Consider the following 15291-nt stretch of genomic DNA (forward strand, 5'->3'; position numbering starts at 1 on the left):
TACGTAATGACATGGCAGATCTCTCATTCCACGGCATAAGCAGCTCCACTCAGAAGTACTCATACCTATGTTGTAAGTGTCTACCATGTCCCCGAACAAGTGTTCATGATGTCCTCGGTCTGTACACTCCCACAGGGAGAGGGTTGGGGTGAGGGGCCGCAAACGCCTCAAATCAGCTTAGAAGCGCACCTCGCCACCAAACAGATACGTTCGACCGCGGGCGGTGTTGGCCGCAGTGGCCTCATCCCCTTGGATCGGCAGCATATTCAGCTTGTTAAGCGCATCGGAATAGCTTTTATCCATCACGTTTTGCACGCTGAATTTCAGCAATAGGTTACGGTTTATCTGATAGGTGCTGTACAGATCGATAACGGTGGGAATATTTGGCATCTCCTGTTTCATCAACTTCCCGGTTTGCTCACTCATTTCAAAATCAGGAGAAAGACGGCGAGCCTTGCCGGTATATTTGATGATGCTGCCCACGGTCAGCGCTTCGTCAAAGAAACGCAACCCGCTATCCAGCGTGAAATACATGTCCGGCAGTTCGTTGATATCTCCCGCACCAAAGTAGCTACTGGCGATAGAGGTAGGCTGGTCGGTATGCTGTTTGCTAAATGAGGCACGGGCAAAACCGCGGCCAGCATCATAGTTGGCTTCCAGCTCCACCCCGTGGGTACGCACCGGCGTCAGGGAGTTGACGTAGATATACATGTTATCCGAGAACTCTTCGCTGGCATCGCTCCAGTCATTCTGCAAGTTCTCACCCAAACTACACTTGCGGCCATTTCGGCACACCATGTAAGACTCGCTGAAGATATAGTTTTTGATTTTACTGGTGTAAACCACCGCCTTAAAGCGCAGGGTATCCTGCTTGAACAACAGATCGTTGCCGCTGAGGTTAAAGCCGGCCTGCCAGGTTTCTGCACGTTCGCCTTTCAGGAACGGGTTCATCGAAGCGCCTCCGGAGTTAGAGAAGAACACTTCCTGGATGTTGGGGGCACGCATCGATTTGCTGTAGCTGGCAAAAGGTTGCAGCCAGGGCGTGACCTGCGCAGACAGCATCACCGAAGGGTTAAATCCGTGCTCCTTCAGGTCGATGTTGGCACTCCCCTGCGGAAAACACTCCACCCGCAAATCACAGGCCGGTTTAAAGCCAGTGAGCTTGTTGTTGGCATAATTGAGATTGAGATCGAGCTGGTAGATATCACGGTTGAGTTGCAAGCCAGTGTACAGGCTGGCGATACGCTGGTCGCCCGACGGAGCAAAGGTGTTGTTCTCGATCGCCTCATGCGCCGTCTGCGGATCCTCAATCTGCGATTCGACGTGCTTTTCGTACTGGTTGCGCATCAGTTTACCGCCGTAGGTGAACGCTACGTCGGTCTGCCACAGGCTAAAACGGCTGGTATTATTGATATCCAGCGCGTCGGAGCGGTTTTCCGCATTGGTATTAAAGAAAGTGAACAGTGAATCACTGTCATACTTCTGATTACCCTTGCTGTGGCTGGCGGTCATATTCAGATCCACCCACTCAGAAAATGGCGCATAGTGATATTTGAGATAAAAATCGTTGCTGTCGATATCGCGGCGCGAGAATTTATTCTGGTAAGTTCGGGCGGATAATTCAATGCTGTGATATTCGTTGGGCTTGATATCCACCTTGAACAGCTGCGATTTGGGGTTTTGCTTCATAAACTCGTCGTAACCAAAATCTTCACTGCTCACGCCGTCGCCGTTGTTGAAGTTGGAATAGATGGAGCTGCCGCTAATGGCAGCCATCACGCCCAAGCTGCCGGTATCGGTGAACGCAGCCCCCTTGGCCCCAACGGCGATCATACCGCTGCGGCCAATGCCGTTACTGCCCACGGAGAACTTGGTGCGCACGCCAAACGGATTATCGGCAAACACCACATCATCCACGCCGATAGTGCGGAAGTTGGCGCTGCCAGCCAATGCGTTCACCCCAGATGCACCGCTGTTCTCGCCACGCGCCACGTCGACCCCAACAATAAAATTCGGATCGATCAGCACGCCGGATTGATTGTTGGTAGAACCATGGGACATCACGCCAGAGGTCGAGGTGCCAAAATAGCTCTGGGTAATGCCATCAACCATGGTATTTACCCGGCCAAAACCACTCATCCCACGGATATTGACGCTGACCGCCCCTTGGCTGGGATCGATTTGAGTGAAGGTGCCGGGCATGCTGCGCAGGATATTATCTATCGACTGTAGATTTTTATTTTCGTCGCGCGAGCTGAATGCCCCAGGCTTTTCCAATGCCTCCTGTTCGCTGTTATTAGTCGCCGCCGAAACGTTCAGCGGGCTGAATAGCGCTTGGCCTTTATTTTCTGCAGCCAACAGCGGGCCAGACAAAACCATACCGGTGCCAACCGCACCAATAAGCAGTTTAAATTTCATATATCCCCTAAAGTATTGCTATCAAAATCAGTGAGTGATCAATGCTCAGCAGAAAATACCGCCAGGTAGGCGGAAATTAATTATGGTTATTATCTGCCGCGCAGCCATTAAGCTGCGCGGCCAAGAGCCTTATTTTTGCGTTTTTTCGTCCATTGCTAAAATAAAGCTGTATTCCAGCGCGCTATTTTCCAACCGACTCAAGCGGCCCGATTTCCCCCCGTGGCCCGCCGACATATCCGTGGACAGCAATAACACCGCATCCCCCTGCTGGAATTGGCGCAGCTTCGCCACCCATTTGGCGGGTTCCCAATACTGCACCTGTGAATCATAAAGTCCGCTGGTGACTAACAGATTCGGGTAGCGCTGCGCGCGCACATTATCGTACGGACTGTAGGACTTGATCAGCGCATAGGGCTGCGGCTGATTGGGGTTGCCCCACTCCTCGTATTCACCGACGGTCAACGGAATGCTGTCATCCAGCATCGTCGTCAGCACATCCACAAAAGGTACCTGAGCCACCACCGCGTTATACAGTTGGGGAGCCTGATTGATCACCGCCCCCACCAGCAAGCCTCCGGCACTGCCTCCCATCGCGTAAACGCGCCCCGGCTGCCCGTATCCCTTATCGATCAGCGCCTGAGTGGCATCGATAAAGTCATTGAAGGTGTTTGGTTTGTTCGCCAGTTTGCCCTGCTGATACCAGTCTTGCCCAAGCTCACCACCGCCGCGTACGTGGATCAGCGCATAGACGAAACCGCGATCCAACAGGCTAATGCGATTGGCGCTGAACGCCGGATCCATACTCATGCCATAGGCACCGTAGCCGTACACTACCAACGGACTTTTGCCAGGTTTGAATTTGGCGCTGTTGTATACCAGCGAGACCGGCACCTTTACTCCGTCGCGGGCGGTGATCCACAAGCGCTCACTGTGATACAGGCCTGGTTCTACGCCCTTCACTTCCTGTCGTTTCAGCAACTCGCGTTTACCGCTGTTGAGATCCCATTCATAGGTGCTGGTTGGCGTGGTCATGGCCGAATAGCCATAGCGCAGACGGTCACTTTCCGGGTCCGGGTTGTAGCCCAGCCAGGCCATATAGCTGGCATCATCAAACGCAATGCTGCGTTGCTCGCCCCCTTGCCAGGCAATCTGCCGTAAATGCACCAGGCCCCCACTGCGCTCTTTCACCACCAACCAGTCACGAAACAGGGCAAAGCTTTCCAGCTCACCGTTTTCCTGTGGAGCGATCAGCGGCTGCCATGGCTGGCTCGCGGACGCAGTCTGGTACAAACCAAAGTGCGGGCTTTGATGATTGGAACGCAGATAAAACTCACCGCGATAATGGTCGAGGTAATATTCGCGCCCAGTCTGACGCGGGGCAAAAAGTTGTACCGGAGTTTGCGGCCGGTTGGCGTCGAGCAGACGCACTTCGGAAGTGGTATTCCCGCTGATGGTGACAATCACGTAATCCCGCGAAGAGGAGAGACCCAAGCTCAGGTAAAATGCCCCATCGTTTTCCTGATACACCAGCTTATCGGCCGCAACCGGCGTACCAAATTGATGGCGGTAGACCTGATAGGGTGACAGCGTTTGGGGATGATTGCGCACATAGAACAAGCTGTTGCCGTCGTTGGCCCACACCATATTGCCCGAGGTGTTTTCAATCACCTCTTTGGCCCAAGTGCCGCTAGCCAGATCGCGCAGGGAAATGCGGTACTGCCTGCGCCCTTGAGTATCCTCCGCCACGGCCAGGCGGCGGTTATCTTCACTGACCGCCATTCCCCCCACGCGGTAATAATCTTGGCCCTGGGCGCGCTGATTGGCATCCAGCAACGTCTGCCAGGCGGAGCCATCCGCCACGGCCTGCCGCTGGTAGACGGCAAACTCCTTACCCGCATCAATGCGTTCCTGGTAGCGGTAGCCATTGAGCTGGTAGGGAACCGAGCGATCTTCCAGGCTCATGCGGCCCAGCATTTCGTGATACAACCGATCGCGCAGCGTCTGATACGGCTGCATCACCTGTTCGGTATAACGGTTTTCCGCCGTCAGATAAGCCAACACCTGTTTATTCTGGCGGCTATCATCGCGCAGCCAATAATAATTATCGATTCGTGTTTCGCCCAGGGCGGTTAATTTATGTGGAATAATTTCAGCCTGGGGCGGCTGCGCGGCCACCTTGGTGGCAAAGCTTAATACCCCCATAGAAATCAGTAAATAAGTCACCAAAGGCCTGCGGCAGCGAGCCGATTGAACAGGTAATGTCATAACCCCTCACAATAATTTGAGCGTAGCAACCCCCTCTCCTATTGCGTACAACAAGAGATAACGCCTGATGGGTAAATACTTTTTGGCTGGCTTACAACAACGCCAGGTTAAAATCCACTGCCATGGTCACGGCAATCTTGCCTTGGCGCAGCATTTCCGCTGGTGGCGAAGGTAACGGCTGCGCACGCAATATCACCGCCAGCGCTTCACGATCTAACGACGCGGTAGCGGAGGGCGTTTTCAGTACGACATCGGCCACTCGCCCCTGAGCATCCACCACAAAACTCACCACCGGTGCCCCCGAACGCTGACGCCGTTTGGCGTCTGCCGGATAGCGCTTCACTCGGTTGAGCATCCCTTTGACCTGGCTCTCCCAGGAAAGCCTGGCCTGCGCCTGCGCGGTAGAATCGCTGTTTAACGGAGCCGCCACGCGCTGTGCCAGGTTTTGCGCCTTGGGTGCCGCCGTGCTGGCTGCTGCGGAATGCGTGACGTCTTGCTCTTTCTCCATCGGAGTTGGCGGCTTTGGCGGCGCTTTACGCTGCTGCTTATGCGCATTTTTACTGCGCTCGGCCACCACAATTTTTGCCGCCTCGGCACGTGCCAGTTCGGGCATCTCCGGCTCCCGCTGCTGTTGCGCAGGCTGTGCTGCGGAACTGTCCGCTTGTTGCTGCAACCCCAGCGGCAACGGTTTAGGCTGGCTTGGCGCTTCGATCTGCGCCGCCCAACTGAGCATGATCGCCGGTGGCGGCATCAGCACCGGCGGCAACGAAGTTTGCGGCCAGTAAAACAGCCATACCAGCGCCAGATGAACGCCTAGCGCATACAGTAAACCACGCCCCCAGCGCGGCTGCGGCAGAGCAGCCGCCTGAGTGCTATAAGGCTGACTAAACATAGGGATAGTAGATTACCTAATTGCGAATGATTGCAGATCACATTTGCTAATGATAATCATTTGTAAATGTTAATGACAGATCTTTTCGCTATCCTGACGTAATCATTTTGCGGTTGGCGTGACCCACAGGTAATCCGCCAAGGGCCGATCGATTGCCACGCCCTGCTCTGCCAGCATCAACACCGTAAATTTGGCACCGGGCTGCAGATCCTGGATATGCAGCGGCACACCGACCGTTCTGGAGGCGTGATACCCCCCCACCATCAACAGTGCAGGGGTGGGTGCAGCCAGTAAACTTTCGGCCATACGGCGATCGCGCTGCTGCTGAATGGCGAGCATGGCATGCAGCTGCACCTCATCAATTTTGCCGTCATGGGAATCACGGATGGTGGCAGCGAGCGCCTGCTGGACTTCTGGGCGCACGGAAAGCTGGCCTTTGGGGAATTCGGGCCGCTGATAAAACGCCATGATTTCGCTGCGATCGAGGTTGGCGGATAACAGAGGATAAGGTGCACGCATCGCCGCCATTACCACGTCACCATACAGTGACCACTTCCAACTGGCTTGCCAGGCTGTCAGTTCAGCTACGCGGCTATCACGTACCGTCGGTTCGGTTTGCAGCCACTGCTTTACTTCATCCACTTTGCCTTGCTGGCTGGGTGTGATCATCTCCATCAACACGCTGCCCTGCGGTCTTAGCTTAGGTAATTGCTCTACCAGCCACAGTTCGATCTGGTGGTGATAAGGATTGTCGTGCTTTTCACCCACGATCACCCGTGGCTGATCTGCCAGGCGCGTCAGTAACTGCTGCGGCGTCAATATCTCGCCACTGCGTAAATCAACAATCTTGCCTAGCGTGGTAATGTCGCTTTTCGGGGGAGAGGTTGGCCCCTGGCTACAGGCCGTAAGCACCAACGTTGCAAACAATATCAGAAACTTCATGTTGTCTTTCCTTACACAAAAGTGGCGACATTATAGATAATAGTTATCATTTGCATATAGAAATTGGCAGCACCTGGTGGCTGACACCTGTTTTCTCGTTACCGTGTTTTGAGTTACGTTGATTTCGCGTAATGGAACGGGTATAACTGATAGCCATTTAGACGTCTATATGGATAGAGTGTTATGCAACCTGCCGCTGAAGGGCAATTCAAACGCACCATGAAAGCCCGGCATTTGGTGATGCTGTCGCTGGGCGGCGTGATCGGTACCGGTCTGTTTTTCAACACTGGCTATATCATCTCCACTACCGGTGCACTAGGCACCCTGCTGGCCTATTTGATTGGCGCTGTCGTGGTCTATCTGGTCATGCTGTGTCTGGGGGAACTTGCCGTCGCCATGCCGGAAACCGGCGCATTTCACGTCTATGCGGCACGCTATCTTGGCCCGGCAACCGGCTATACCGTTGCCTGGCTGTACTGGCTGACCTGGACCGTCGCGTTGGGTTCCAGCCTGACAGCCGCCGGTTTCTGTATGCAATACTGGTTTCCACAATCACCGGTCTGGTTGTGGTGTCTGATTTTCTGTCTGGCCATTTTTCTGCTCAACGTCATCACCACCCGCTTCTTTGCCGAAAGTGAATTCTGGTTCTCGCTGATCAAAGTGATCACCATTCTGGCGTTTATCGTGCTGGGTGGTGCAGCCATGTTTGGCCTGATCCCGATGAAAGACGGCACGCCAGCGCCCTTCCTGAGTAACCTGACCTCATCGGGTTGGCTGCCCAATGGAACGTTACCGATCCTGATGACCATGGTAGCCGTCAATTTCGCCTTCTCCGGTACTGAGCTGATCGGCATTGCGGCGGGCGAAACCGAAAATCCGGAAAAAGTGGTGCCCTGGGCCATCCGCACTACGGTGGTCCGCCTGATGGTGTTCTTTATCGGTACGGTATTTATCCTGGCAGCGCTGATCCCTATGGAGCAGGCCGGGATCGTGAAAAGCCCGTTTGTTCTGGTCTTTGAGCGTATTGGGGTGCCTTATGCCGCCGATATTTTTAACTTCGTGATCCTGACAGCCATTCTCTCGGCCGCCAACTCCGGGCTGTATGCTTCGGGGCGCATGCTGTGGTCGCTGGCCAATCAGCGCACCATGCCTGCCTATTTTTCACGAGTGAATGCGCGCGGGATCCCGATGAATGCATTGACGTTCAGCATGCTCGGCGGCGTGCTGGCCCTGTTGACCAGCGTGATCGCTCCCGATACGGTGTTTGTGGCACTGTCTGCCATCTCCGGCTTTGCGGTCGTTGCCGTCTGGCTGAGCATCTGTGCCGCCCACTACGTTTTTCGCCGTCGCTATCTGCGCAGCGGTCAACCGATTGAAGGGCTGAAATACCGTGCACCAGGCTATCCGCTGACGCCTATTGTCGGCTTTGCGCTGTGTTTATTGGCCTGTATCGGTCTGGCATTCGACCCAGAGCAACGCGTGGCACTGTATTGCGGCCTGCCGTTTGTGGCGATCTGTTATCTGGCCTATTACCTGACCCGGCGTTCCGGGCAGAAAAACCTACTGAACACCGGAGAAGAACATGTCGGTTAACAACCCTCTGGCCGCCTTGCTGGCCGATAACCGCACGTTGATTTTGGACGGGGCAATGGCCACCGAACTGGAGGCCCGAGGTTGCGATCTCACCGATCCGTTGTGGTCGGCGAAAGTGCTGATTGAAAACCCGGAGCTGATTTATCAGGTACATCTGGATTACTTCAATGCAGGAGCGCAGTGCGCCATTACCGCCAGCTATCAGGCCACGCCCCAAGGTTTTTTACGCCGAGGCCTGGATGAGTCGCAATCGCTGGCACTGATCGCCCAAAGCGTCCACCTGGCACAGCAGGCACGCGCCGATTATCTGGCCCAGCGCCCGCAGCAATTGCCTTTACTGGTTGCCGGTTCGGTCGGCCCTTATGGCGCCTACCTGGCAGACGGCTCTGAATACCGTGGCGACTACCATCTGCCGCAAGCAGAGATGATCGCGTTCCATCGTCCGCGTATCACTGCTCTGGCCAATGCTGGAGTGGATCTCCTGGCATGTGAAACGCTGCCTTCGTTCGCCGAATTACAGGCCCTGCTGGCGCTGCTGGCGGAATTCCCAGCGCTGGGTGGGTGGTTCTCTTTCACTCTGCGCGATAGCCAGCATCTAAGCGATGGTACACCACTGGCCGTCGTCATGGCTGAGCTTAACGATAACCCACAGGTGCTGGCAGTAGGCGTCAATTGTATCGCGTTGGAAAACGTCACCCCGGCGTTGCAGCAGCTTGCCGCGCTGAGCAATAAACCGTTACTGGTTTACCCAAACTCCGGCGAACACTACAACGCGGTGAGCAAAACCTGGCACAGCTGTGGTAACCACCAGCATCATCTGATTAATCAGTTGGCCGATTGGCAGCATGCCGGGGCCCGCTTGATTGGCGGCTGTTGTCGAACCACGCCTGCCGACATTCAGGCGATTGCCGAACGCTGCCACGCATAAAAAAACCCCCTGTGGCCGAAGCCGCAGGGGGTCTCTTTCACGCTATCACAGCGGTTGGGTTTGTGCTTCTACGACTGCCAATGCCACCATGTTGACGATACGGCGCACCGAAGCGATCGGCGTCAGGATATGTACCGGCTTGGATACGCCCATCAATACCGGCCCTACCGTTACCCCTTCGGAAGACGAGACACGCAGCAGGTTGTAGCTGATCCGCGCCGCTTCCATACTCGGCATGATCAGGATGTTGGCCGCACCTTTCAGCGGGCTGTCCGGCATCAAATCGTGGCGGATACTTTCCACCAGCGCGGCGTCCCCGTGCATCTCACCGTCGATCTCCAATCCCGGTGCCATCTGATTGACCAGCTCCAGCGTTTTACGCATTTTGCTCGCCGACGGGCAATTGGAAGAACCAAAGCTGGAGTGGGACAACAGTGCTACCTTCGGCTCAATCCCGAAGCGCCGTACCGTATCTGCCGCCATCAGGGTGATTTCCGCCAGCTGTTCCGGCGTTGGGTCATCGTTGACGTAGGTATCGGCGATAAAGGTGTTACCACTCGGCAGCAGTAAGGCGTTCATCGCCCCTGCCACATGCACCCCTTCACGGAACCCGAACACCTTTTCCACCACGTCATAATGCTCGTGGTAGCTGCCGATAGTGCCACAAATCATCGCGTCAGCCTCACCACGGTGCAGCATGATGGCAGCAATCAGCGTTGGGTTACCGATCACCGCACGGCGAGCCTGCTCCTGGGAAACGCCACGGCGCTTCATGATCTGGTAATACTCCCCCCAGTATTCATTAAAACGCGGATCGGACTCGTTATTCACCACTTCAAAGTCTTTGCCCGGCGTCAGCTGCAGGCCGAGTTTCTTCAGGCGCATTTCAATCACGCTTGGGCGGCCCACCAGGATTGGGTAAGCCAGCCCCTGCGATACCAGCTCTTGGGTGGCATGCAGGACGCGCTCTTCTTCACCTTCGGCCATTACCACGCGTTTCACTTCTTTCTTCGCCTGGGAGAAGATCGGCTTCATAAACAGGTTGGTTTTGTAGACGAACTCGGTCAGTTTCTCCACGTAGGCATCAAAGTCTTCGATCGGGCGCATCGCCACGCCGGAATCCATGGCTGCCTTGGCTACCGCCGGGGCGATTTTGACAATCAGGCGCGGGTCGAACGGTTTGGGAATGATGTATTCCGGGCCAAAGGAGAGGTCCTGATCGCCATACGCCGAAGCCACCACGTCGCTCTGTTCTGCCAGCGCCAGATCGGCAATAGCGTGCACGCAGGCCAGCTTCATCTCTTCGTTGATGGTCGTGGCCCCCACATCCAGCGCGCCACGGAAGATGAACGGGAAGCACAGCACGTTGTTCACCTGGTTGGGATAATCAGAACGGCCGGTACAGATGATCGCATCTGGGCGTACCGCTTTCGCCAACGGCGGCAGAATTTCCGGTTCCGGGTTAGCCAGCGCCATGATCAGTGGATCTCTGGCCATGGTTTTCACCATGTCCTGCGTCAGCACGCCAGGGCCGGAGCAACCCAGGAAAATATCGGCATTGGGAATGGCATCCCCCAGCGTACGCTGGCCGTTATCCGCAATGGCATACGCCGCCTTGGTTTCTTCCATCTTGGCGTCGCGGCCCTGATAGATCACGCCTTTGGAGTCGCAAACGGTGATGTTCTGCTTGCTCAGCCCCAACGCAACCAGCAGGTTCAAACAGGCAATCGAGGCCGCACCGGCTCCCGATACCACCAGGCGTACGTCGGAGATGTTTTTCTTCACCACCCGCAGGCCGTTGAGCACCGCAGCGGTGGTAATAATCGCCGTGCCATGCTGATCGTCATGGAACACCGGGATCTTCATACGCTCACGCAGCTTCTTCTCAATATAGAAGCACTCGGGCGCTTTGATATCCTCCAGGTTAATGCCGCCGAAGGTCGGTTCCAGCGCAGCGATCACGTCAATCAGCTTGTCAGGATCGAGTTCATCGACTTCGATATCGAACACGTCAATACCGGAAAACTTCTTAAACAGAACCCCTTTACCTTCCATGACCGGCTTACCGGCCAGCGCACCGATATTCCCCAACCCCAGCACCGCGGTGCCGTTGGAGATCACCGCCACCAGGTTACCCTTGGCGGTATATTTATAAGCAGCCAGCGGATCGGCGGCAATTTCCAGGCAGGGAGCAGCCACGCCCGGCGAATAGGCCAAGGCCAGATCGCGCTGTGTAGCTAGCGGTTTAGTCGGCGATACCTGGATCTTCCCTGGGACCGGAAACTGATGGAAATCAAGGGCACTCTGTTTGAGCTGTTCGTCCATTATGGGTTCCTTTGCTTTCTTCTTTTATGTTGAGGTAAGGCTTTATCGCTGAACTAGTATAGTGAGAGAATCGTCACAAACTTTGAAGCGTGCCATAACCTTGGGCGAAACTTGTAAATAAAAGTTAAAAGGAAGTTAAGCGAACAGAAAAGCAGCAGTTTTGATCACCTCAGAAGTCACCGTTGACCGCTCAAGCCGGATAATCTTTGAACGGTAATTGGAAATGTGGCCCATCTTTCAGCGTTTTCCATCCACCGCCCCACTCGACATCAACACCGCACTCCAACCCGGCACGCCGCACAGCCGAAGCGATCTGGGCATAGTAATCCCATTCCCAAGACACCGTCCCTAAAGGCATCGCCACTACGTCAACCGCATGCCCGGTAAGATGGCGGCTTCTTAGCGTTTGGCTTTTCCCCTCACGCAGCAAATCCCGTTGGCGGGCCATGGAGCGCAATCCTTCGGTGACGGTGAACGGCACCAGCGAATAACGCAGCGCCAAACGCATCACCCGCACCAAATCGGGATGTACCCCGATCAGGTTTTTCTCGCTGCGCGCGTTGAATTTAATCTCCGTAGTTTCACTTATCATTGTTAAATCCCGTTTTTTTTCCAATAAATCGTTTAATTAAATCGCCAAGGTAATCCGCACCGAGAAAACCAATTAATACGCTGATGGCATTAGCCCATGCCAACTCCAACCCCATCAGCGATAACAGATCGCGAATGGTTAATGCCAACAAGGCACAAATACCGGCGTTTAATAACCGGCGGCGTGATGGCATATTCAGATAGGCGCCTTTCAATAACGCCATAGTGCCCGCTAAAAGGGCATTAAAGACCGGTTGCAGATATTCACAGACTCGCTGAATGATTGCGCCAACAGCGTCTGGCTCAAAGCTGGACATGGCTCCTCCTGGTTATTATTAGCCGCATGAGCATTTCAAACGCCAAATAAAATTAGGCGACGTGAACTATCCAACCGAATGACTGGAATAGCATCAAGTGCTATCGTTCTTTAATAATTGGATAATTCAGAAGGACAATTATACCGACAACCTCAGCGCTGTCGTTTGCTTTGCGTTGTTAGAGCGCTCACCGAACAAGGGCCGGAGGTCAGTTTTACCAGAAGGGGGGAATCGCAAAGGGTTCAACCTGACGCAGTTAAACCCTTTTTTACCGTAGCGATTACTGTGACATATTAAGAATGGTGCGGATGTTGAGGGCACTGGTCGCGATAATATCGATCGCCCCGGTGCGCAGCGCGCCCAGAATAGCCAACGCTTTGGTATTCTCAGAGGCAATGGCGATCACACAAGGGATTTTCCGCAGTTCATCAATGCTCAGGCCAATGACGCGATCGTTCATCACCGTATCCACATGCATCCCCTGCGCATTGAAAAAGTCATAACCGGCGATATCACCGATCACACCCTGATTCAGACTGGCATCAATGATCTCGTGGGGAGTAAACCAGCCAAGTTTTACCATGTAGCTGTTTTCATTCATATCACCAATGCCCACCAGAGCCACATCGGCCTTGCGCGCCCGATCCAGGGTTTCCTTGATGGTGCCGTTTTGCATAAACGCCTCTTTCAGCGCCCGGTTTTCAACATACGCCGGGGCATACAGCGTCTCGCTGCTACCACCAAACTTCTTCGCCAAACGGCGGCTGATGTGATCAGCATTTATAGCGTCACCAGGGCGATGCGTTCCCCCAATGCCACAGATAAATTTACAGCTTTTTGGTGCCACGCTGCCCACATGGTCGGCGATCGCAGCCACGTTACGCCCTTGGCCAACCGCCAGCACCATATTATCTTTCAATGACATAGCCAGATAACCGGAAACCAATGCTGCTACCTGACGCCGCTGTTCTTCCTCATCCTGATGATCCAGCGCGATTAATGCACGGCTGAGAGAGAAACGCTCCAGCATTTGCTGCTCCAGCCGGGTACTGAATACCGGATGATAACGGACGGTAATCTCAACAATGCCTTCTTCTTTGGCCCGCTTGAGTAAACGCCCGACCTTAATCCGCGAAATACCGAACTTTTTTGCAATCTCCTCCTGAGTGATTTCGTCCTGATAATAAGCCACGGCAATTTCAGTCAGCAGTTCGTTATCCTGGGATCCTGTTTTTTTTTCCATCCGTTACACGTTTCCCCACGGCAAATTGGTCTTTTTCAATAGAAGATGGGTTCAGCATGCCGAACCCAGCTTATCGCATTGCCCGCTAGTATAACCTGTTCAGGCGGCAACGGTATTCAAGCGTTGTTCTACCGCATCAGCCAGTTGGCATAAAAGTAGACAACAGGATACCGCACCGGCATCCAGCGCACCGCGCGAACGTTCACCCAACCGACTCGCGCGGCCAATCTTGGCAACCAGATCGCGGGTTGAATCACGCCCGACAACGGCAGCTCGTTTCAGCTGTTCCAGTGATTCACTGAAGCTATCGCCGCGCCGAACCGCCTGCTCAAACCCTTCGATCGCAGGGATCAACGTATCCATCAGGCACTTGTCACCTACGCCAGCGCTGCTGATGTCTTGCAGTTCAGTGAGTCCATTGCGTAACATAACCAGAAAAACCTGTTTATCCAGCGCCGCTTTATCGCGCACGCCGTCGGCCATGCCCATGAACAGACTGCCATACAGCGGCCCCATCGAGCCACCAATCCCTTCCATCAGCGCGTCCGCTACCGCGTCGAAAGCCTGTGCCAACGACAGATTTTGGCCCTTGATGGCCTCGCCACATAAGGTGAAGCCTTTTGACATATTAATGCCGTGATCGCCGTCGCCAATCGCACCATCTATCTCACTGAGATACTCACGATTGCTGACAATCACGCCAATCAGCGCCGTGACGATCTCATTGCCATACTGCGTCGAAATTTGTGTGGTCATGATTCACTCCACCTGGGTTAGGCCCAATGAATGAGCGGGCATATCAAGCAACGTTTTCAATTGGTCGTCGAGCTTCATCACGGTTAGCGTCACTCCCATCATTTCCAGTGAGGTAAAATAGTTACCCACATAGCGACGGTGAACCTTGATGCCACGCTCCGTCAGCCGCTTTTCAACCTCGGCATAATAGATGTAGAGCTCCATCACCGGCGTGGCTCCCAGGCCAGAAATCAGCAAGGCGACTTCCTGCCCCTTGTTCAACGGCATATCATTGAGCACAAAGTCGAGCATGGTGCCAGCCATCGCGGACGCCGACTGGATCGGTGATACCTCAATCCCAGGCTCACCGTGATGGCCAATCCCGATCTCCATTTGGCCATCGGCAATATGGAAGTTGGGCTTACCTACCGCAGGGATGGTGCAAGAGCTGAGCCCGACCCCGATCGAGCGGCAATTGCCAATGGCCGTTTGCGCAGCAGCGATCACCTCGTCGAGATCGTAACCCAGTGCTGCGGCAGCGGCCCCGATTTTCCACATTAGAATTTCACCGGCGACGCCACGGCGCTTTTCAATTTCACTGGCGGGCGCAGAGGCAACATCATCATTTGCCACCACGGTTTTTACCGCGATACCGGCGGCGCTGGCCTTCTTCATCGCCATTTTGACGTTCATATTATCGCCAGCATAGTTGCCATACAGGCAGGCGACCCCCGCCCCGCTGTCCGCGGCCTTGAACGCATCCAGAAATGCCCCCGCCGTTGGCGAAGAGAAAATCTCACCGATGGCTACAGCATCGAGCATGTTCTTGCCAACATAGCCCAGAAACGCTGGCTCATGCCCCGAGCCCCCACCGGTAACAATACCTACCTTGCCTTTGATCGGTGCAGCAGGGTATTTGAGGACTCGTGCATTATCGGTCGCGGTGAAATATTCCGGATGAGCCTTCAGATAGCCCTGAATGGCATCTTCCACGACGTGATCGGGATCGTTAATGATTCTGTTCATCATGGCCTCTCTTTTG

The 15291-nt window shown here is 54.6% G+C and carries 12 protein-coding genes; 2 read left to right on the top strand and 10 right to left on the bottom strand.

Annotation, left to right across the window (positions count from 1 at the left end):
* Positions 1–177: 177 nt before the first annotated feature.
* The 4 genes from A6U95_RS25335 to A6U95_RS25350 all read right to left on the bottom strand — a co-directional run bounded on the left by A6U95_RS25335 (position 178) and on the right by A6U95_RS25350 (position 6517).
* Positions 178–2418: a TonB-dependent receptor gene (locus A6U95_RS25335; RefSeq protein ID WP_065686500.1), complete on the bottom strand. Its 2241-nt coding sequence runs from the start codon at positions 2416–2418 to the stop codon at positions 178–180.
* A gap of 129 nt (positions 2419–2547) precedes the next feature.
* Positions 2548–4620: a S9 family peptidase gene (locus A6U95_RS25340; protein ID WP_065686501.1), complete on the bottom strand. Its 2073-nt coding sequence runs from the start codon at positions 4618–4620 to the stop codon at positions 2548–2550.
* 154 nt (positions 4621–4774) lie between these two features.
* Entirely contained in the window at positions 4775–5575 is an 801-nt protein-coding gene (locus tag A6U95_RS25345; protein ID WP_065686502.1) for an energy transducer TonB, read from the bottom strand.
* A gap of 102 nt (positions 5576–5677) precedes the next feature.
* Positions 5678–6517, bottom strand: a complete 840-nt coding sequence (locus A6U95_RS25350) for a ChaN family lipoprotein (RefSeq protein WP_065686503.1) — start codon at positions 6515–6517, stop codon at positions 5678–5680.
* Between the two features lie 183 nt (positions 6518–6700).
* Between A6U95_RS25350 and mmuP the strand changes: the two genes are divergently transcribed.
* Together mmuP and mmuM are read left to right on the top strand one after the other, a co-directional pair.
* Positions 6701–8110 (top strand): S-methylmethionine permease, encoded by a 1410-nt coding sequence (mmuP, locus tag A6U95_RS25355; protein WP_024527100.1) that lies wholly within the window; start codon positions 6701–6703, stop codon positions 8108–8110.
* Positions 8100–9038: a homocysteine S-methyltransferase gene (gene mmuM, locus A6U95_RS25360; RefSeq protein WP_065686504.1), complete on the top strand. Its 939-nt coding sequence runs from the start codon at positions 8100–8102 to the stop codon at positions 9036–9038. Before mmuP ends, mmuM begins: the two co-directional genes overlap by 11 nt.
* A gap of 45 nt (positions 9039–9083) precedes the next feature.
* On the opposite strand, the gene maeB is transcribed toward mmuM, so the two are convergent.
* The 6 genes from maeB to A6U95_RS25390 form a co-directional block, all read right to left on the bottom strand.
* Positions 9084–11363, bottom strand: a complete 2280-nt coding sequence (gene maeB, locus A6U95_RS25365; RefSeq protein WP_065686505.1) for an NADP-dependent oxaloacetate-decarboxylating malate dehydrogenase — start codon at positions 11361–11363, stop codon at positions 9084–9086.
* 190 nt (positions 11364–11553) lie between these two features.
* The gene (locus A6U95_RS25370) at positions 11554–11955 is read right to left on the bottom strand and encodes a M15 family metallopeptidase (RefSeq protein WP_065686506.1); all 402 of its coding nucleotides are present in this window, start codon (positions 11953–11955) and stop codon (positions 11554–11556) included.
* Positions 11945–12271 (bottom strand): phage holin, lambda family, encoded by a 327-nt coding sequence (locus A6U95_RS25375; RefSeq protein ID WP_065686507.1) that lies wholly within the window; start codon positions 12269–12271, stop codon positions 11945–11947. The genes A6U95_RS25370 and A6U95_RS25375 overlap by 11 nt, the downstream gene beginning before the upstream one ends.
* Before the next feature lie 280 nt (positions 12272–12551).
* Positions 12552–13514 (bottom strand): sugar-binding transcriptional regulator, encoded by a 963-nt coding sequence (locus A6U95_RS25380; protein WP_024527097.1) that lies wholly within the window; start codon positions 13512–13514, stop codon positions 12552–12554.
* A gap of 99 nt (positions 13515–13613) precedes the next feature.
* Complete coding sequence (dhaL, locus tag A6U95_RS25385; RefSeq protein ID WP_065686508.1) at positions 13614–14270, bottom strand: dihydroxyacetone kinase subunit DhaL; 657 nt, start codon at positions 14268–14270, stop codon at positions 13614–13616.
* A gap of 3 nt (positions 14271–14273) precedes the next feature.
* Positions 14274–15275 (bottom strand): dihydroxyacetone kinase subunit DhaK, encoded by a 1002-nt coding sequence (locus tag A6U95_RS25390; protein ID WP_065686694.1) that lies wholly within the window; start codon positions 15273–15275, stop codon positions 14274–14276.
* Between the last annotated feature and the right edge of the window lie 16 nt (positions 15276–15291).

It is taken from the genome of Serratia sp. 14-2641 (assembly GCF_001692375.1).
In the GTDB taxonomy this organism is placed as follows: Bacteria; Pseudomonadota; Gammaproteobacteria; order Enterobacterales; family Enterobacteriaceae; genus Chania; species Chania fonticola_C.

Excerpts from the sequence above, each read along its gene's own strand:
- A6U95_RS25335 (WP_065686500.1), bottom strand. The coding sequence starts at position 2,418 with ATGAAATTTAAACTGCTTATTGGTGCGGTTGGCACCGGTATGGTTTTG.
- A6U95_RS25340 (WP_065686501.1), bottom strand. The coding sequence starts at position 4,620 with ATGGGGGTATTAAGCTTTGCCACCAAGGTGGCCGCGCAGCCGCCCCAG.
- A6U95_RS25345 (WP_065686502.1), bottom strand. The coding sequence starts at position 5,575 with ATGTTTAGTCAGCCTTATAGCACTCAGGCGGCTGCTCTGCCGCAGCCG.
- A6U95_RS25350 (WP_065686503.1), bottom strand. The coding sequence starts at position 6,517 with ATGAAGTTTCTGATATTGTTTGCAACGTTGGTGCTTACGGCCTGTAGC.
- mmuP (WP_024527100.1), top strand. The coding sequence starts at position 6,701 with ATGCAACCTGCCGCTGAAGGGCAATTCAAACGCACCATGAAAGCCCGG.
- mmuM (WP_065686504.1), top strand. The coding sequence starts at position 8,100 with ATGTCGGTTAACAACCCTCTGGCCGCCTTGCTGGCCGATAACCGCACG.
- maeB (WP_065686505.1), bottom strand. The coding sequence starts at position 11,363 with ATGGACGAACAGCTCAAACAGAGTGCCCTTGATTTCCATCAGTTTCCG.
- A6U95_RS25370 (WP_065686506.1), bottom strand. The coding sequence starts at position 11,955 with ATGATAAGTGAAACTACGGAGATTAAATTCAACGCGCGCAGCGAGAAA.
- A6U95_RS25375 (WP_065686507.1), bottom strand. The coding sequence starts at position 12,271 with ATGTCCAGCTTTGAGCCAGACGCTGTTGGCGCAATCATTCAGCGAGTC.
- A6U95_RS25380 (WP_024527097.1), bottom strand. The coding sequence starts at position 13,514 with ATGGAAAAAAAAACAGGATCCCAGGATAACGAACTGCTGACTGAAATT.
- dhaL (WP_065686508.1), bottom strand. The coding sequence starts at position 14,270 with ATGACCACACAAATTTCGACGCAGTATGGCAATGAGATCGTCACGGCG.
- A6U95_RS25390 (WP_065686694.1), bottom strand. The coding sequence starts at position 15,275 with ATGAACAGAATCATTAACGATCCCGATCACGTCGTGGAAGATGCCATT.